This window comes from Micromonospora sp. NPDC049275, assembly GCF_043197115.1.
Taxonomy (GTDB): domain Bacteria; phylum Actinomycetota; class Actinomycetes; order Mycobacteriales; family Micromonosporaceae; genus Micromonospora.
In genome coordinates, this window is the sequence record NZ_JBICSN010000005.1 from 253,756 (window position 1) to 270,037 (window position 16,282).

General features: G+C 69.9%; 17 protein-coding genes. 7 read left to right on the forward strand and 10 right to left on the reverse strand.

The features are described 5' to 3' along the window. Positions 1–52 precede the first annotated feature (52 nt). Positions 53–1,525 (forward strand): NF041680 family putative transposase, encoded by a 1,473-nt coding sequence (locus tag ACGFIE_RS18530; RefSeq protein ID WP_393296087.1) that lies wholly within the window; start codon positions 53–55, stop codon positions 1,523–1,525. 60 nt (positions 1,526–1,585) lie between these two features. Here ACGFIE_RS18530 and ACGFIE_RS18535 read toward each other — a convergent pair whose 3' ends face one another. From ACGFIE_RS18535 to ACGFIE_RS18555, 5 genes are all read right to left on the reverse strand, one after another. Beyond that, a complete protein-coding gene (locus tag ACGFIE_RS18535) occupies positions 1,586–2,365 on the reverse strand; it encodes a transposase family protein (RefSeq protein WP_393296400.1) in 780 nt (259 codons plus the stop codon). An 81-nt stretch (positions 2,366–2,446) separates the two neighbouring features. After that, positions 2,447–2,809 (reverse strand): hypothetical protein, encoded by a 363-nt coding sequence (locus ACGFIE_RS18540; protein WP_393296089.1) that lies wholly within the window; start codon positions 2,807–2,809, stop codon positions 2,447–2,449. Positions 2,810–2,894: 85 nt separating this feature from the next. Next, positions 2,895–3,086, reverse strand: a complete 192-nt coding sequence (locus ACGFIE_RS18545) for a DUF397 domain-containing protein (protein WP_393296091.1) — start codon at positions 3,084–3,086, stop codon at positions 2,895–2,897. A 46-nt stretch (positions 3,087–3,132) separates the two neighbouring features. Further along, positions 3,133–3,324, reverse strand: a complete 192-nt coding sequence (locus tag ACGFIE_RS18550; protein WP_393296093.1) for a DUF397 domain-containing protein — start codon at positions 3,322–3,324, stop codon at positions 3,133–3,135. Next, a complete protein-coding gene (locus tag ACGFIE_RS18555; RefSeq protein ID WP_393296095.1) occupies positions 3,311–4,117 on the reverse strand; it encodes a helix-turn-helix transcriptional regulator in 807 nt (268 codons plus the stop codon). The genes ACGFIE_RS18550 and ACGFIE_RS18555 overlap by 14 nt, the downstream gene beginning before the upstream one ends. A gap of 395 nt (positions 4,118–4,512) precedes the next feature. Between ACGFIE_RS18555 and ACGFIE_RS18560 the strand changes: the two genes are divergently transcribed. After that, positions 4,513–4,788 carry a hypothetical protein gene (locus ACGFIE_RS18560; protein WP_393296097.1) on the forward strand — a complete coding sequence of 92 codons (276 nt, stop codon included), beginning with the start codon at positions 4,513–4,515 and terminating at the stop codon, positions 4,786–4,788. Next, positions 4,785–5,048 carry a hypothetical protein gene (locus tag ACGFIE_RS18565; RefSeq protein ID WP_393296099.1) on the forward strand — a complete coding sequence of 88 codons (264 nt, stop codon included), beginning with the start codon at positions 4,785–4,787 and terminating at the stop codon, positions 5,046–5,048. The genes ACGFIE_RS18560 and ACGFIE_RS18565 overlap by 4 nt, the downstream gene beginning before the upstream one ends. A gap of 56 nt (positions 5,049–5,104) precedes the next feature. On the opposite strand, the gene ACGFIE_RS18570 is transcribed toward ACGFIE_RS18565, so the two are convergent. Then, complete coding sequence (locus ACGFIE_RS18570) at positions 5,105–5,224, reverse strand: hypothetical protein (RefSeq protein ID WP_393296101.1); 120 nt, start codon at positions 5,222–5,224, stop codon at positions 5,105–5,107. 297 nt (positions 5,225–5,521) lie between these two features. Here ACGFIE_RS18570 and ACGFIE_RS18575 point away from each other — a divergent pair, with 297 nt between their 5' ends. Continuing rightward, the gene (locus ACGFIE_RS18575) at positions 5,522–7,951 is read left to right on the forward strand and encodes an ATP-binding protein (RefSeq protein ID WP_393296103.1); all 2,430 of its coding nucleotides are present in this window, start codon (positions 5,522–5,524) and stop codon (positions 7,949–7,951) included. 63 nt (positions 7,952–8,014) lie between these two features. Here the strand turns inward: ACGFIE_RS18575 and ACGFIE_RS18580 are convergent, their stop codons facing one another. Next, positions 8,015–9,526 carry a cellulose binding domain-containing protein gene (locus tag ACGFIE_RS18580; protein WP_393296105.1) on the reverse strand — a complete coding sequence of 504 codons (1,512 nt, stop codon included), beginning with the start codon at positions 9,524–9,526 and terminating at the stop codon, positions 8,015–8,017. A gap of 233 nt (positions 9,527–9,759) precedes the next feature. On the opposite strand from ACGFIE_RS18580, the gene ACGFIE_RS18585 reads away from it, so the two are divergent. After that, entirely contained in the window at positions 9,760–10,470 is a 711-nt protein-coding gene (locus ACGFIE_RS18585; RefSeq protein ID WP_393296107.1) for an SDR family oxidoreductase, read from the forward strand. A gap of 74 nt (positions 10,471–10,544) precedes the next feature. On the opposite strand, the gene ACGFIE_RS18590 is transcribed toward ACGFIE_RS18585, so the two are convergent. Beyond that, on the reverse strand, positions 10,545–13,343 hold the full coding sequence (locus ACGFIE_RS18590; protein WP_393296109.1) for a TIM-barrel domain-containing protein: 2,799 nt from the start codon (positions 13,341–13,343) through the stop codon (positions 10,545–10,547). A 169-nt stretch (positions 13,344–13,512) separates the two neighbouring features. Here ACGFIE_RS18590 and ACGFIE_RS18595 point away from each other — a divergent pair, with 169 nt between their 5' ends. Further along, entirely contained in the window at positions 13,513–13,701 is a 189-nt protein-coding gene (locus ACGFIE_RS18595) for a hypothetical protein (protein WP_393296111.1), read from the forward strand. 31 nt (positions 13,702–13,732) lie between these two features. Here the strand turns inward: ACGFIE_RS18595 and ACGFIE_RS18600 are convergent, their stop codons facing one another. Both ACGFIE_RS18600 and ACGFIE_RS18605 read right to left on the reverse strand, forming a co-directional pair. Further along, entirely contained in the window at positions 13,733–14,656 is a 924-nt protein-coding gene (locus ACGFIE_RS18600) for an expansin EXLX1 family cellulose-binding protein (protein WP_393296112.1), read from the reverse strand. Between the two features lie 165 nt (positions 14,657–14,821). After that, on the reverse strand, positions 14,822–15,706 hold the full coding sequence (locus ACGFIE_RS18605) for an NmrA/HSCARG family protein (protein ID WP_393296114.1): 885 nt from the start codon (positions 15,704–15,706) through the stop codon (positions 14,822–14,824). 85 nt (positions 15,707–15,791) lie between these two features. Here ACGFIE_RS18605 and soxR point away from each other — a divergent pair, with 85 nt between their 5' ends. Beyond that, a complete protein-coding gene (soxR, locus tag ACGFIE_RS18610) occupies positions 15,792–16,250 on the forward strand; it encodes a redox-sensitive transcriptional activator SoxR (RefSeq protein WP_393296116.1) in 459 nt (152 codons plus the stop codon). Positions 16,251–16,282: the final 32 nt, after the last annotated feature.

Here is a 16,282-nt window from a genome sequence, read left to right on the forward strand (position 1 = left end):
ATCGATCATTCCTCTTGTCTAGGGAAGAAGATCGCAAACCAAGGGCTGTCTGGTGATCAGTGTGCACGATGCCGGGGCGACCGATGAGGTCGGGCGGCTGGCGGCGTTCCGGCGTGAGTTCCATCGTTGTCTGACCGCTCGTGGGGATGCGTTGTTCGAGTTGGCGGACGCGTTGTTGTGCGGGGATGCTCCGGTGCGTTCGTTGGTGGAGTTGTCGCTGGTGGGTGAGCATCGCCGTGGTCACGGTTCGCTGTATGCGGCGTTGAACCGGGGCCGGATCGACGTCGAGCGGTTGCGGACCGCGGTGGCGGCGGTGCCGCTGCCGCGGGCCGCGCACGGGCGGATCGTCCTGGCGGTGGATGTGACGTGCTGGTTGCGGCCGGAGGCGCATACCTGCCCGCAGCGGGTGTTGTGTCACACCTATGGGCGTGGCAAGGACACGCATATCGGGGTTCCGGGCTGGCCGTACTCGTTCGTCACCGCCTTGGAGGCCGGGCGCACCTCGTGGACCGCGCCGTTGGACGCCCGGCGGCTGGCGCCCGGCGACGACGCTGCCACGATCACCGCCGGCCAGTTGCGCGACGTGGTGCGGCGGCTGATCGCTGCCAAGCAGTGGCAGCCTGGTGATCCGGACGTGTGGATCGTCGCGGATGCCGGCTATGACGGTCCCCGGCTGGCGTTCCTGCTGGCTGATCTGCCCGTTCAGGTGTTGGTGCGGATGCGTTCCGACCGGGTGCTGCGCCGGCCCGCGCCACCCCGGCTGCCCGGCACCACCGGCCGCCCACCAAGGCATGGCGGCGAGTTCATCTTCGGTGACCCGGGCAGCTGGGGCGACCCGGATGTGGCCACGAGCACCGACACCCGTCTCTACGGCACCGCGACCGCGCGGGCCTGGCACCGGCTGCACCCCAGGCTGACCCACCGCACCGCCTGGACCGCCCAGCACGGCCCGCTGCCGATCATCGAGGGCACCGTGATCCTGCTGACCGTCGACCGACTGCCCTCCGGCGCCACCGCGAAACCGGTCTGGCTGTGGTGGGTCCAACCCGCCGCCACGACCGCCGAGGTCGACCTGCTCTGGCAGGCGTTCCTGCGCCGCTTCGACATCGAACACACCTTCCGCATGCTCAAGCAAACCCTCGGCTGGACCAGCCCGAAGCTCCGCGACCCGCACGCCGCTGACCGCTGGACCTGGCTGGTGCTGGCCGCCTACACCCAGCTACGCCTCGCCCGAGGCGCCGTCGGCGACCTCCGCCGGCCCTGGGAACGCCCCGCACCACCTGAGCGACTCACGCCCGCCCGCGTCCGCCGAGGCTTTCGGCACCTACGCACCAAAGCCGGCAACCCCGCCCGCGCACCGAAACCCTCCCGGCCAGGACCAGGCCGACCACCCGGACAACGCAACCGCCACCCGGCAACCCGCCACGACGTCCACATCGTCACCGCCGCCACCAGCACAAAACCCAAACCCGGCACGAAGAAAACGAAGACTTCGAATAACCCGAGGCCACGCCGCACAGGTTAAAAATCAAGCTAAGGGATGTCTCGTAACTGGGTGAAGGCGTGTCCCAGCGCCTGCCGGCGGTCAGCCGATGAGGATGATGTTGTGGAGGTTGGCGATGCCAGAAGCGGCATCGGCCAATGTGTGGGCGGCGCGGCGGTAGTCGCGCAGGATCTTGAAGCACTTCATCCTGGCCAGGGCGTGTTCGACCCCGGCGCGGACGGTGCGGTGTTCGACGTTGAGGGCTTCTTTCCAGTCCGGCAGCGCGCTGCCGTTAGACGGCTTGCGGTACGGCATGATCACCTCGGGGTTGCCTCGGTAGCCGCCGTCGGCCATCACCGGCCGCCCGTCCAGCTTCTCGGCGATGCCCGAGGTGCGGTAGACGATGGTGTCGTTGCGGTTGCCGGGCTGTGGGTCGCCGACGGCGATGACCAGGCGGGTGGAGGCGTCGATGGCGACCTGCAGGTTCGTCGAGTACCGGTAGTTCTTGCTCCGGGCGGCCAGGCGATGATCCCGGGTGGGGATCAGGGTGCCGTCGACGATCACGATCTGCTCGACTGGCCGCTTGCGCACCGGCGCCAGTGCCAGCAGCGGCGCGAGGGTGTCGATGACCCGGTGGGCTGCGGAATGCGACACCCCGAACAGCGGGCCGATCTGGCGCATCGTCAGGTTCGTGCGCCAGTACGCGGCCACCAGCAGCACCCGGTCGGCGAGGTCGAGGGCCCACTGCCGGCCCGGCCGGCCGTCAGCGATGCTGTCACCGCCACGCTCGGCGACCAGCCGGACCAGCGTGCGGAACTGGGCGGGCTGTAGCCCGGTGAACGGAAAGATCCACTCCGAGCGAGCTGCCGAGATCACCTGCACCCCGGCATCCTGCCCCACCATCCTCAACAGACAGATTCCCGGGGCTACGAGGTGTCGCCTTGCAGAGTTTTCGTCAGTCAGTCAGTCAGCGCCTGCGCCGGCCCGCCTTGCATAGCCGCATACGTCGTGCACCCAGTAGTCCAGATACCTGGCCACGGCCTCGCGATCGGCAAGGTCCAGCGATAGCCACTCCCGCGCCGCCCGGACCATCTCAGCTGCGGCCTGCTCATGCTCGTCAGGCTTGAGCTCCACCCAGTCGGTAAGTTCGCCCCAGATGAGGTACACGTAGCCGGCCGGATCCACCTCGATCGACGCATGCGCAGACACCCCGTGGATGTCCAGCGCTACCTCGTAAGGATCCTTCGCGGCGATGAGACTCTCGGCCAGCGCGGTGACCTCCCGCATGTATGCCACCTCGGCGTCATCCCGTGCTGGGCCCGTCATGCCCCGAGGATCGCATCCGGCTGCGAACCCCGCTCGGATTTACGAGACGTCTCTTAAGCAGGTGTTAAGCGGACGAGACGCCCACTCACGGCCGCTCTGCGATCTGGGCGACGAACGCTGCCCAGGCGGCGGGGGCGAAGGTCAGTGCCGGTCTGGAGGCGTCCTTCGAGTCGCGGACGGCCACAACGCCGGGCAGGTTGCTTGCCACCTCGACGCAGTTCCCGCCGCTTGCTCCGCTTCGGGTGGACTTGCGCCACCGGGCGTTCCTGAGGTCCATGATGGCTCTCAACTTCCTTCGGCAGGTCGATGGACTGCCGGCGCGTTTAGCGCCGCGCGCCGATCTGGGTGACAAATGCCCGCCAGGTCGCTGGACCGAAGGTCAGGGCCGGGCCGGCAGGATCCTTGCTGTCCCGGACGCCGACGACGCCGGGCAGGTTGTCGGCGACCTCGACGCAGTTGCCCCCGGACGATCCGCTGCGCCGGGACTTGCGCCAGGTGGCGTTAGTGAGGTCCATGATCGCTGTGCACTTCCTTCATCAGCTCGTTGGACTGCCGGCGCGGGAGCGCTTCGTTTCGGACGTTCTCCCACCTCGTCTGAAGAGTATGTAGCTCATCTTCGTTGTCGACCACGATCCCGCCCAGCTGATTTTCAAGGTGCCCGACCCAGCTCCCGTCACCGGCCCGTGCCAGCGCGAACGGCCCGGACAGCCCGATGTGGAGGCCAGCGCCCGCCGGGATCACATGGACGTGAACGTGCGGCAGCTCAGCGACGGTGATGAGGTGCGCGACCTGCTCGGCCATGATGCCGGCGTATTCGTCGCCCGAGCGGTGGAGCGTGGACTCATCCAGCACGGCCACCACCTGCGGCGGGCTGTCACCGGTGAGGATCTTGTGTCGGCTCATCCGGGCGCTCACCTGCTGGTCTACCTCGGTGGCGGACATGAGGTCGTTCAGGCGCATCACGACGCGGGCGTAGTTTTCGGTCTGGAGTAGGCCCGGGATCAGGAGCGGCTCGAAGAGGCGAAGCTGTCGCGCACCGCGCTCGGCGTCCAGCCACGGCAGGAACCACGACGGTGCGCCGAGTTTCGCCACCAGGCGTCCGAACAGCCCGTCGTTGCTGAAGGCCCGGTCCGCTCCCCGGATGAAGTCCATCGTCAGCGCTCGGGTGCCGCTCTCCACGGCGCTGACGTGCGAGCCGCTGAAGCCCGCTGCCCGGCCGAATGACTCTTGCGTCATCCCGGAGGCTCCACGAGCGCGGCGGATCTCGCTCACGATGAAGTCCGCGAGAGGGCTCGGCACGTCAGCCATTCAAGGCTCCTCAAATCGGAGATCGACTACCCGAGGTGCCACACGTCCGGCGGCTGTTCTGCCAGCTCCGGCCGGACACCTGGAACGTCTTACGAGCGTAGTGGTCTCCACAGCAGAGTGTCACCAGGCGGCGCGGCCGGTAGGGACCACGAGATCCGGCGGTCGCGTTCGTAGCGGGGTCGCTCCCGGCGGGCGAGCACTCACGGGAGCGGCCCCTTCCCAACGGCACCAAAGGGGGAGACCGTGCCCGACGACAAACCCGAGAAAGCCACCCCGGAACCGGCAAGCCCACGACCCGGCGACCCTAATGCGCCCTACGACCCGTGGTCGCCCGGACCATCAATCCGCTGCCCCGGCGCGAGCCGCGCTGCCGCGTACCCCCGGGAGTCGCGGTGATGGGGACGCTGAAGGCCGGCGACGTGGTCCACCTGACCACCGCGGCGAGCGTGCAGTTCCTGCGCCCGATCTTCGTACGCGTCATCCGTGAGCTGCCCGAGCGGCACACGTACGACGGATGGGTCTGGATTGAGGGCTACCAACTGAACGCGACGGGCGACGCGGTGGCGCGGCGCGAGTTGTACGTGAGGCGTGCGGGCCTGCGCTTGCAGGCCCCGCCCGGCAAACCGACCAGGTCAGCCAAACGCCACCGGGATTCGGCGCGGGTCGGATGACCGCCCGCCCTCGCCCGCACCTGCCGATGCGCCCGGCGTGGCGGTGCCGCAACTGCGCCGCGCCCTGGCCGTGCGGCCCGGCTCAGCTCGCCCTCGCTGCCGAGTTCTCCGGCCACTCGATAGCCCTGGCGTTCTACCTCGCCGCGTCGATGCAGGAGGCGATCGACGACGCGTACGGCATGGGGCTGTGCCCGGACCTGCCCGCGCTGCACGCCCGGTTCCTCGGCTGGTTGTCGCTGGCGCGACGGTCGCACCGGTAGCAGCGAACGCACCGGCCGGGTGGGGTAGCCCACCCGGCCGGTGTCGAGCCAGTACGTCAGTGCTTCTTGAACACCGGCATGGTGTCCAGCATGGTGGTGATGTTCTGCGTGGTGCCGCCCCGGTACGTCTTCCCGGTGAAGATGTCGGTCCAGCTGTTGCCCGGCGGGAACCACACCGACGTCGTCGCGGGCGAACGGTGTCCATCGACGTGCCGTGGCAAGCCAGGCCCGGGTTGGACTGGCGCGGCAGCCGGAAGCCCCGACCACGCGATCAGGCCAACCCGCCGGCTTCCGTACGGCCTCGGTGGACCTGGTTTCTCTGGCCGATGGGGCGTTGTCCCCGGCAGATGTCGGTGGCTCACCGCCCGCCATGGCGATACTCACACTCGGTGCACAGTGGCTCGTTACTCGTCACACACATGCGAGCATCGACGTACGTTACGTCACTGCGGGCGCTTGGTGGTTGGGGGAGCATGCCCAAGAGTCAGGTACGGCGTGACCACTTCGGAGACCTCCTCAGGACCCTCCGCCTGGAGCGGCGGCTGACCCAGGAGGAGCTTGCCGAGGCAGCCGGTTCCAGTGTCCGGGGAATCCGGGAGATGGAGCGCGGCCGGGTGCGCAGCCCGCAACGACGGACGGTGGTGCTGCTCGCCGACGCCCTGCGGCTGACCGGGGAGGACCGCGATCGTTTCGTCGCCCTGGCCCGGGTCGAGCGGCAGCCGGACGACCGCGTGGCGGTGCCGGACGACCGCGTCGCGGTGGTGCCGCACGACCCTTCGGCGTTGGTCGTACCCGGGGAACTGCCCGCCGCCGTACCGGACCTGGCCGGCCGGGCGGAGATCCTGGAACGGCTCTCGGCGCTGGCCGCCGACGTCACCGCAGGGCGGCCGGACACCGCCTCGGTGGTGGTGCTGCACGGACCGCCCGGGATCGGCAAGACCAGCCTCGCCGTCGCCGCTGGACATCGACTCAGCCCGGCCTTCGCCGGCGGACAACTCTTCGTCGACCTGCAGGGCGCCTCGCCGGACGACCCGGTCGACCCGGCCGAGGCGCTGGCCGGATTGCTGCGGTCGCTCGGGGTGCCGGACAGCCGGGTGCCGGTGTCGCCGGCCGAGCGGGGTGGTCTGTTCCGCACCCTCACTCGGGACCGGCCGCTCCTGGTGGTCCTGGACAACGCGGCAAGCGAGGCGCAGGTACGCCCACTGCTGCCGGCCGGGCGGGGATGCCTCGCGCTGGTCACCTGCCGGCGTCCACTGACGGGTCTTGCCGGTGCGGTCCGCCTGCCGCTCGACCTGCTCGCCCCGGCAGCCGGTCGACTGCTGCTCGCGGCGATCGTCGGTGCCGACCGGATCGCCGCCGAGCCGGCCGCGGCCGACCAACTCGTCAAACTCTGCGGCCGGCTGCCGCTGGCCGTTCGGATCGCCGGCAACCGCCTCGCCAGCCGACCGCAATGGTCGGTCGGTTGGCTGGTGGACCTGCTCCGCGACCAGCGTCAGCGGCTGACCGTTCTGACCGCCGGAGACCTGGGCGTTCGATCCGCGTTCGAGGTCTCCTACCGGCAACTGGACCCGATGACCGCGCGAGTGTTCCGGCGGGCCTCGTTGATTCCCGGCAGCGACTTCGAGCCCGCGCTGGTCGCCGCCGTGTCCGGCACCGACGAGGACACCGCGGCGGCGGCCCTGGAGGAGTTGGTCGAGGCTGGTGTCCTCCTGACCATGGGGGACCGGTACCAGTTCCACGACCTGCTCCGGCTCTACGCCCAGGAACGCCTTGACGCCGAGGAACAGCAGGCATCCCGAACGGGCGCGCACGATCAGATGGTCGGCTGGCTGCTGCGGCGTACGCGGCAGGCCGGCTTGATGTTCGAACCGGTCGCCTCTCGGGTCGACTCCCCGTTCGACGACGATCGGGCGGCGGCGTACTGGTTGAATCGGGAGTCCGTCAACTGGCTGGCGGCTTTGCGCGACGCGGCCCGGCGCGGTCGGCACGCCGACGTGGTCGCGGTCACCAGGGCTCTGCACTGGTACTCGGACGCCAACAGCCACCGGCACTCCTGGGACGAGATCTTCTCGCTGGGAGTGGCCGCGGCCCGGGCCGCCGGTAGCCCGCGCGACGAGGCCGTACTGCTGAACTTCCTGGGCTGGGCCCGGTACTTCTGCCGGGACCGCAACACCGACGGGCTGGCCGCGCTGGACCGGGCGCTGGAACTGGCCCAGCGGATCGGGGACCGCCGCGAGGAGGCGTGGGCGCTGACCTACACCGCCGCGATCTTCATTCGGATCGGCCGCGGCGGCGCGGCCGTCGACCATTGCCGCCGGGCCGTGGGCCTGTTCCGCGAGATCGGGTACGCCCTCGGCGAGCACAGCGCGGCGAGCGCGCTGGGCGGAGCGCTGGCAACGCTCGGCCGGTTCGCCGAAGCGGCCGAGTTGCACGGCGACGTGCTGGCGTTCTACGTCCAGGGCAACGGTCTCAGTCGTACCGGCGCGGTGGTGGCCCAGGCCGGCGCGATGATGAGTCTCGGTGCGGATCTGGCCGGGATGGGCCTTTGGCGGAACGCCGCTGACGAGTACGCCCGCGCCCGGCGGCTGTTCAACAGGTGCGGCGCGACGTTCAGCGAGGCCATCGCCATCCATCGCTACGGGCTCGCGCTTCAGGCGTTGGGCGAGGCCGACGCGGCGGGCGAGGCGCTGCGGGCGGCGCTGGCCCTGTATGCCGCGCTGTCCTGCCCGTGGTGGGAGGCGCAGACTCTGTCCGCGCTCGCGGCGCTTGCCGGCTCGGCTCCGGGCCGGGCCGCCGACGCCCGCCTGCTGCGACAGCGGGCGCTCGACCGGTGCGGCGAACTGGACGCCCCGGAGGTGCGGACCCTGCGCGCCACCCTGCGACGCGAACTGGCCGAATCCTGATCCCGGACACACACCGGGCCCCGCCGACGATGCGGCGGGGCCCGGTGTTGCAGGGACAGGGGGTCAGTTGCAGGTGGTGCCGTTGAGGGTGAACGGTGCCGAGGTGGCGGGGGGGCCGCTCGCGGTGAAGCCGAAGTTGACGGCGCCGCCGGTCGGGATGGTGGCGTTGTAGTTCTCGTTGGTGACGGTCACCGCCGAGCCGGCCTGCTGGAAGACGCCGTTCCAGTGGCCCTGGACGAGTTGTCCACCCGGGAAGGTGAAGCCCAGCGACCAGCCGTTGGCGGCCGGGCCGTCGTTGTAGACGGTGACGCTGGCGCTGTAGCCGGTGACCCACGAGTTGGTGACGACGAAGGAGACCCGGCAGGTGCTGGCGATCTTCGTCGCCGGCACGAGGTTGCCGTAGTCGTCGCGGGCGGTGGCGAAGTCCTGGAACCCGAAGCCCCGACCGGCCGATCGGGTGGTGGTGCCGGCGGCGAGCACGGTGCCGTTGGCGTTGACGGCGTAGACCGGGCCGCCACTGTCGCCGCCCCGTGCGGACTCCTGGCCGTCGAGCTGGGTGGCCTCGACGAGGTCCTCGATGTCGTCGTAGTGGTAATCGACCCGCAGGTTGCAGACCGGACCGCCGATCGCACCCGCGGAGGTGTACCCGGACTGGCACAACAGCTGGCCGGGGAAGACCTCGGTCCAGCCGATCACCTGGGTTCGGACCTCGTCCTGCTGACCGCCGACGTAGAGCTGGCCGCCGGGCGTCGGCGTTGAAATGATCATCGTGTCGTGGTTGTCATTGCTGGCGACCGCGTAGCCGACCAGGGTGCCGGTGCCGGTGGCCTTGTTCCAGCCGACGTGCCAGGGCGAGCCGACGGCTCCGCAGTGTTCGGCGGTCAGGATGTAACCGGCGTTGGTGTCCGCGTTGCGGACGCCGAAGCCTGCGGTACACCCGGGCGTGGTGAACCCGATGCCCGCCCCGCCGTCGAACGGCGCGGCGTCGTTGGCCCGTGACCGTGCGACCATCCGGTTGCGTTCGACGAAGCTGGTACGGACGCCGGTGACCGGTAGCTTCGGCAGCTTGGCCGGGGTGTGGTCAACGGCGATCTCGATGCCGGTGCCGTCTGTGCGCAGCCTGACCGAGTGGCTGGCGTCCGCCGGGTCGGCTTCCACCACCGGGGTGAGTTTGGCGGCGGCCTTGCGCAGTTCGGCGCGGGAGTAGGTGGCGTTGGCCACCTCGACCGGCGCGGTGCGGCGGGCTGCGGTGACGGCTGCCGTGATGTCGGTGGGCAGCGCACCCTTCCACCACAGGGTGACGTGGTCGTCGACCAGGCCGATACCGGCATAGCCACGTGCCGGTGCGCGTTCCACCGCGGTGCGGATGACATTGGCCACGTCGACCAGTGGGGCCTGGGCGACCATCTGGTCCAGGGTCCGTGCCGGGATGATGTCGAGGAGGGACTTGGCGGCCCCGGCGGCCCCCGGTTGGCCGGACTCCGCGTACGCGGAGGTGGGACCGGTGAGCGCTGTCGCGCCGACCAGTGCCCCGACGATCACCGTACTGGCGATCGCTTTCCGTATTGATGTCATGCCGCTGAGTCAAGCAACGTCCGCTGCCGGGAGACAGGCAGGACGCCCGGCAGGAGTCAACATGCCGGCGGTCCTGCCGGCAGTCGTCCGTGGTCTGCCGCACCGTGCTCGGCGTACGCGGATCGGTGCTCGCGCGATCGCCGATCACCGACGGGCCCGCGTCCCGATCCGCACAGTGACCCACCTCGCAAATGTTTGCCCCTGACGTTAACGTGAGGTTTTAGCGTGGGGGCATGCAGATCAACGGTACGAAAGCCCTCGTAACAGGTGCCAACCGTGGACTCGGCAAGGCCTTCGCCGAGGGGCTCCTCGCCCGCGGTGCCACCACCGTCTACGCCACCGCCCGCCGGCCGGAGAGCATCGACATCCCCGGCGTGATCCCCCTCCACCTGGACATCACCGACCAGACGTCCATCGAGGCCGCCGCAGCCGAGGTGGGCGACCTTGACGTCCTCATCAACAACGCCGGCATCTCCACGAACGCACCCCTGCTCGGCTCCTCCGTGGAAAACATCCGTCGCGAGTTCGACACCAACTTCTGGGGCACCCTCAACGTCACCCGCGCCTTTGCTCCCAGGCTCGGCGGGGGTGCCATTCTCAACGTCATCTCAGCGCTGAGCTGGTACGCCTATGCCCCTGCCAGCAATGGCTACGCCGCCTCCAAAGCCGCCGAATGGTCTCTCACCAATGGCATCAGACTTGAGCTGGCCGACCAGAAAACCCAGGTTACCGCCCTCGCCCTGGCGATAGCGGACACCGACATGATGGCCGCCTACGACATCCCTAAACTCCCGCCCCGCGAGGTGGTCGCCATCGCTCTGGACGGCCTGGAGGCGGGCAAGCTCGAAGTAATCGCCGACAGTCCTACCGCCAACGTCAAGGCCTCGCTCTCCCGCGACCCGGCCCTCTTCTACGCCGACATCTCCGCCGCCCTCTTCGGCTGACACCACCGCCTCCCGTGCAGCCGGCCGGGTGGGTTACCCCACCCGGCCGGCGTCTTGATCCCTGCAAAGAGGCTTCAGTGCTTCTTGAACACCGGCATGGTGTCCAGGGTGGTGGTGATGTTCTGGGTGGTGCCGCCCCGGTACGTCTTCCCGGTGAAGATGTCGGTCCAGCTGTTGCCCGGCGGGAACCACACCGACGTCGTGGCGGTGGTGCCCGGCGTCGTCACCGGTGCCACCAGGTAGTCCGGGCCGTAGAGGTACTCCGAACCGGCGGTGGCATACGCGGCCTGCTCATGCGGGTACGCCAGGTACATCGAGCGGACGATTGGCGTACCCGTGCGGGTGGCCTCCTTGGCGGCGGCGTAGGTGTACGGCTGCAGCTTCTCCCGCAGGTTCAGGAACTTCTTGGCCGACGCGTTCGCCTCCGGGCCGTACTGCCAGGGCAGCCGGTCGCTGTGGTTGGAGTGCAGCCGGTCGATGGGCTGGAACGTGCCGAACTGCACCCACCGGGCGTACAGGTCGTCGGGCAGTTTGGTGCTGCCCGGTTCGGTGCCCGGCTCCCGCAGGCCGCCGGTGTGCCCGCCGATGTCGTGGCTGACCGCTGCCAACCCGGTCGCGGCCGACTCGCCCGGCGTGTAGCCGACCTCCATCTGCAGGGTCGACCAGTCGGAGGTGGTGTCGCCGGTGAAGTGCAGCGTGGTGCGCTTGTCGGCCCACGGCCCGGTCGACACCGGGGTCGGGCTGCTGTAGCCGCCGGCCTGCAACGAGCCGTACGCCCGGGAGAACGCGAAGCCGGTCTTGTCGGCGTACTGCTGATTGATCCATGCGTCCCCGGTGACCCCGGCGAGCGAGGACTTCGTGTTGTCGCAGCACCAGTCCAGCCACCAGAAGTCGGGGCCCTTGCTGCCCTTCGGGATCATCCCGTCGTGCAGCTGCAGGTACGCCTTGAGCTGGTCCGGGTCGCCGAAGTCGAACGCGTAGCAGTCGGCGCCGCCGTTGCAGCCCACGCGCTGGAGCTTGCCCTTCGCGGTGGCCTGTGCCTGCGCGAACTTCGGGTCCGAGCCGAGGATGCTCGGGTGGATGTTGATGCCGGTGTGCAGGCCCTGCTTTTTGGCCCAGTCGAAGAACGCCTTCGGGTCGGGGATCCGCGTGGGGTCGATGCTCCAGCCGTTCCACTTGTCCGGCGCCTTGATGTCGGTGTCGAGGACAAGAACATCCATGGGTACGCCCTCAGCCTTGGCCCGGGACACCAGGTCCTGGAACTCGGCGGCGGTGCGGTCGTAGTACTCGGAGTACCACACCCCGTACGCCCACTTCGGCAGCAGCTTCGTGGGCCCGGTCAGGGTCGACAGGTCCTTCAGGGCACGGGTGAAGTCCTGCCCGTACGCGAAGACGTAGCCGTCCTGCTCGGCGGCGGGCCGGGGCTTGGTGGTGCTCAGGGCCGAGGCCGAGTCGTCGAGCAGGTACCAGCCGTCCTGGTAGAGCAGGCCCGGAGCGGTGAGCGCGGAACCGGTCACGCCGTCCAGGCCCCGGCGGTAGCCGCCGAGCGGCGCGTGCGGGGCGAGCAGCGGGGAACCCTTGCCCGTGACGGCGACCGTGTCCACGTTGACGTTGCAACTGGCGTCGGTGGGGCAGCCCAACGTCACGGTGTTGGTGCCGCGGTCGAGGTGGACCGGGACGGAAACGGTGTTCCAGTAGTCCCACCCGCTGGTCGGCGGAAGGGTCGCCGTGACCGGCGCCGCCGTTCCGGCAGTCACCGACATGGTGCGCGCCTGGCTCGGCTGGCCGCCGGCCTGGCCGTTGGCGTAGCGGATCTGCACCTGGTACTCACCCGCGGACGGGACATCCGTCACGGTGAGCGCGTCGGCGGAGCTGGTGCTCTCCAGGCCGGCCAGGAATCCCGTACCGGATGCGCCGTTGTGGTCGTTCGCGGGCCTCGCGCCGCCGGTCAGCGCGCCGGTCTCGGCCTCTGCCAGCGTGCCGAACCGCAGGGGCTGCGGCTGGGGCGGGGTCGGCGCCGGGAACGGATCACCAGGGTTGACCACCGCGAGGCTGTCGACGTTCACGTTGCCCGAGTCGGTGGGACCCCGTACCACGCTGATCACGTGCTTTCCGGCGGTGAGGTCGACAGGCACGGTGGCCAGGCCCCAGGTGTCCCAGTTCGCGGTGGGCGGCAGCGTCAGCGTGCGGCCGGCGTCGCCGTCGACCCGAACCGTCAGGGTGCGGTCCACGTTCTGGCCGTCGCCGCCGGTGCTGTTGGCGTAGCGGACGGCGAGCTGCTTCGTGCCGCTCTCCGGGGCGTCGAGCGCGAACGTGATCGAGTCGCCGGACGAGGCGAAGCCGGCCGCGAATCCGCGTCCGGTGAAACCCTGGTGGTCGGTGGCCACGCCGGGGCCGCTCAGTTGCAGCGACTCGGCCTCGCAGAGCGCGCCGAACGCGCAGGCGGGTGGGGTGTGGCCGGCCCAGGGCTGACCCTGCACGGTCTGCTTGCCAGCCTTGAGCCGCACGGTCAGGTTGTCGGCGGTGAACGCGCCCGAGCCGACCTTGTAGCGCAGCGTCATCGCGCCGGTGTCGATGGTGAGCCAGCCGTGCTCGACGCGCTTCGTGAACCGCGTACGGGGGAAGTCGTCGCGCCCGATGGCGTTGAACGTGGCGGCGTCGGTGAACCTGCCGTCCTTCTGGTACTCGGTGCGGATCAGGGTCGGGGACAGCACCTCGAAACGGGCGTCGCCCGACCGTACGGCCTCGTCCTGCGCCCGGCGGTGGCTGGCCTGGGCCGGCGCGGACGGAGCGAGTGCCAGCCCCGTGACGAGAATGCCGGCCGCAGCGGCGGCCGTCGTGCGGCGGCGGCGTGGTGAGTTCCGATAGAGCAAGATGCGCTCCTCGTCTCATATGGAGGAAATGAGTCGATGACAACGCTGTCACTCGCCCGAAACATATGTCAACGGGCGTCGGAGAGTGTCCCTTCTCTCTTTCGCGGCTCGTCGGGTCCAGGTGTCACCGCGTCCACGCGGTAGCTACCAGATGCGTGCGCGTTCATCGATGAAACGTGGCCGGTCTCGGCGTCGGCTGCGTGCTGCCCACGAGCGCCTCGGCGGTGATGGGCTCTGCCGGGACATGCCGGAGTTCTACCGGTACCTGACCGAAAAGTTGAGCTCGTTGGACGGTGTGGAGCGGATCGAGTCGGAGCCGCTGCTACGAACCGTCAAACAGCTCGGCACGGTGCGTTGACGGGCCGTCGTCGCCCTTCTCGTTCAACTCCTCAGCAGCGAGGGCTGTCGAGTGCGGCGGCACCGGCGAGCGCTTCGACCGTCTCCGTCGGTGCGACTGATGCTGTCGGGGTCGGTGAGGGCGCGATGGTGGGGCTCGGCGAGGCCGTGGGTGAGATGCTCGGCGTCGGAGAGACGAGAGAGGCCGTGCTGCGCTGCACCTGCTTCGTGACCATCCGGATGCTGGTGGCGGTCGCCTGGCGTCCGTACACGTCGGTGACCCTGATGCTGTACGGCCCGGGGCCGATCCCGTCCTCGATGGTCCAGTAGTTGTCGACCTGGCGGGCCGCCTTGCGGAAGCCGCCGCTCGGCCCCTTCGCCTCGACCGAGCGCAGCGGGTTGCCGTGGTTGCCGACCTGAACGGCGAACCAGTACTTCGACGCGCCGCCCTTCATCCGAAAGGTGAGCCCTCCGTGGAGCGGCGGGTTCACCACCGCCCGGTACGTCACACGCGCGATGCCCTGCGACCGGTCGGCGATCCGGGCGAACGCCTCGTCGGAGAGGTCGATCTTGCTGTTTCCGCACCCGGCGCACTGGTCCATGACCATGACCCGGACGGTGCCCTTCGGACCGCTGACGTCCAGGTAGCTGCCGCAGGCCGCCGCTCCGGAGTATTGCGACGAGCCGAGTGCCACGTAGAGCCGGTCGGCCGGTGGGTTCGGGAAGGAGCAGGTGCCACCCGAGCGGCCCGCGTCGTAGAAACTCGCCGTTCCCTTGTGGACGGAGCTGCCCGTGGGCGGCGCGGCGCAGGCCGGGGCGGCGCCGCCGCGTACGGCGAGGGTGATGCCGAGTACGGCGGCCAGGGCGGCGACCCCGGCACCTGCCAGCCAGTGCCTGACCCGGCGACTCGACCGGGGCGTGCCGCTGTTGCCGGCGGGGGTGGCGTTCTCCGGATCCGTGCCTGGTGCTGCCGTCACGGCGGCTGATGTTGCCGCACTCCACTGCGGCAGCGCAAAGCCGTCGAGCGCACCGTCACCCGCCGCACCGGGCGGGTCGCAGTCCGTCGCTTGGTCCACTCGGCTTCACGGAAGACGGGGTGTCGTGTCCCCCGGGATGGACCGGTTTCAGGGAAACCGAGTGGATCAAGCGGATGTCGGGCTGCGCAGGACGTAATCCCAGTCCACCGTGCGGGCCCAGTCGGCATAGCTGTGCCAGGCGACGTCCGGGTGCCGGGCGTGCAGCGCGTCGATGTCGGCGAAGTCGGTGGTCTCCTCGAAGCGTTGGAACATGTCGGCGATCTCGTCGCCGGCCCACTGCCGAACCTGGTCCAGCGGCATCTGCCGGTACGGGATCTCGCGGCCGAGTACGTCGCCGAGGATGCGGGCCGCCTCCTCGCCGGTCACCCGGTCGGACACGACGTCGATCCGCTCCCCGACGAACCGGTCCGGGTGCTCGATGGCGTGCACGGCGAGGCCGGCGATGTCCCGGACGGTCACCTGGTCCAGCGGCTTGCCCGGGGAGAGCGGGTTGGCCAGGACGCCGTCGGTGAGGCGGCTGAACCCGACGTTCAGGGCGTTCTCCATGAAGTACACCGGCCCGAGGACTGTCGCGGGGACCTGCCGCTCCCGTAGGTACGCCTCGACGAGCTGCTTGCTGTCGGCGTGGTCGATGTCGGTAGCGACCATCCGGTCGGCGCCGCGCACGGAGGAGTAGACGAGATGCGCGTCGGCCCGCATTGCGGTGTCCACCAGGAGGCGACCCTGGGCGACCTCCTCGTCCCTGCCGCCGGCGCCGAACGGCACGGACAGGCCGAAGATCGCGTCGGTGCCGTGGGCGGCGCTGGCGAGCGCCTGCGGGTCGGCCAGGTCACCGACGGCGAGGCGTACCCCGGCGGTGGCCAGTGCCACGGCGGACGGTGACTCGGGCGACCGCACGTAGGCGGTGACGTCGTGGCCGTGCTCGAGCAGGAGTTCGGCGACGGCGCCGCCCTGCTTTCCGGTGGCGCCGATGACGAGAACGGTGGTCACGGTGCGGCCTCCTCGATAGCGGTTCGGGGACGACGCCGAGTCTCTGCCCTCAACCATGCTTGAGGGCAAGCGTTAGGGTCGGGCCATGCCGAGGGCCCACACCGCATTTCACGAACTCAGCGTCGGGCAGGTCGCCGACCGCAGTGGTGTGGCAATCTCCGCGCTGCACTTCTACGAGCGCAAGGGCCTCATCCGCAGCACCCGGACGGCGAGCAACCAACGCCGGTACGCTCGCGACACCCTGCGCCGGGTCGCGTTCATCCGGGCGTCCCAGCGCGTCGGCATCTCGCTGACGGCGATCCGGGAAGCGCTCGACCAGCTCCCCAGCGAACGCACCCCCACGCACGACGACTGGACCCGGCTGTCCGCGGCCTGGCGCACCGAACTCGACGCGCGCATCGCGCACCTGCAGGCTCTGCGGGACGACCTCACCGAATGCATCGGCTGCGGCTGCCTCTCGCTGCGGTCCTGCCACCTGACCAACCCCCGCGACGTGCTCGGCCGCGAGGGCCCCGGCGCACGCCGCCTGCCGCGCACGGACTGACCAGCGCCGTCTGCTCGTATCGCCACGGGCTC

Excerpts from the sequence above, each read along its gene's own strand:
- ACGFIE_RS18540 (WP_393296089.1), bottom strand. The coding sequence starts at position 2,809 with ATGACGGGCCCAGCACGGGATGACGCCGAGGTGGCATACATGCGGGAG.
- ACGFIE_RS18545 (WP_393296091.1), bottom strand. The coding sequence starts at position 3,086 with ATGGACCTCAGGAACGCCCGGTGGCGCAAGTCCACCCGAAGCGGAGCA.
- ACGFIE_RS18550 (WP_393296093.1), bottom strand. The coding sequence starts at position 3,324 with ATGGACCTCACTAACGCCACCTGGCGCAAGTCCCGGCGCAGCGGATCG.
- ACGFIE_RS18555 (WP_393296095.1), bottom strand. The coding sequence starts at position 4,117 with ATGGCTGACGTGCCGAGCCCTCTCGCGGACTTCATCGTGAGCGAGATC.
- ACGFIE_RS18560 (WP_393296097.1), top strand. The coding sequence starts at position 4,513 with ATGGGGACGCTGAAGGCCGGCGACGTGGTCCACCTGACCACCGCGGCG.
- ACGFIE_RS18565 (WP_393296099.1), top strand. The coding sequence starts at position 4,785 with ATGACCGCCCGCCCTCGCCCGCACCTGCCGATGCGCCCGGCGTGGCGG.
- ACGFIE_RS18575 (WP_393296103.1), top strand. The coding sequence starts at position 5,522 with ATGCCCAAGAGTCAGGTACGGCGTGACCACTTCGGAGACCTCCTCAGG.
- ACGFIE_RS18580 (WP_393296105.1), bottom strand. The coding sequence starts at position 9,526 with ATGACATCAATACGGAAAGCGATCGCCAGTACGGTGATCGTCGGGGCA.
- ACGFIE_RS18585 (WP_393296107.1), top strand. The coding sequence starts at position 9,760 with ATGCAGATCAACGGTACGAAAGCCCTCGTAACAGGTGCCAACCGTGGA.
- ACGFIE_RS18595 (WP_393296111.1), top strand. The coding sequence starts at position 13,513 with ATGAAACGTGGCCGGTCTCGGCGTCGGCTGCGTGCTGCCCACGAGCGC.
- soxR (WP_393296116.1), top strand. The coding sequence starts at position 15,792 with ATGCCGAGGGCCCACACCGCATTTCACGAACTCAGCGTCGGGCAGGTC.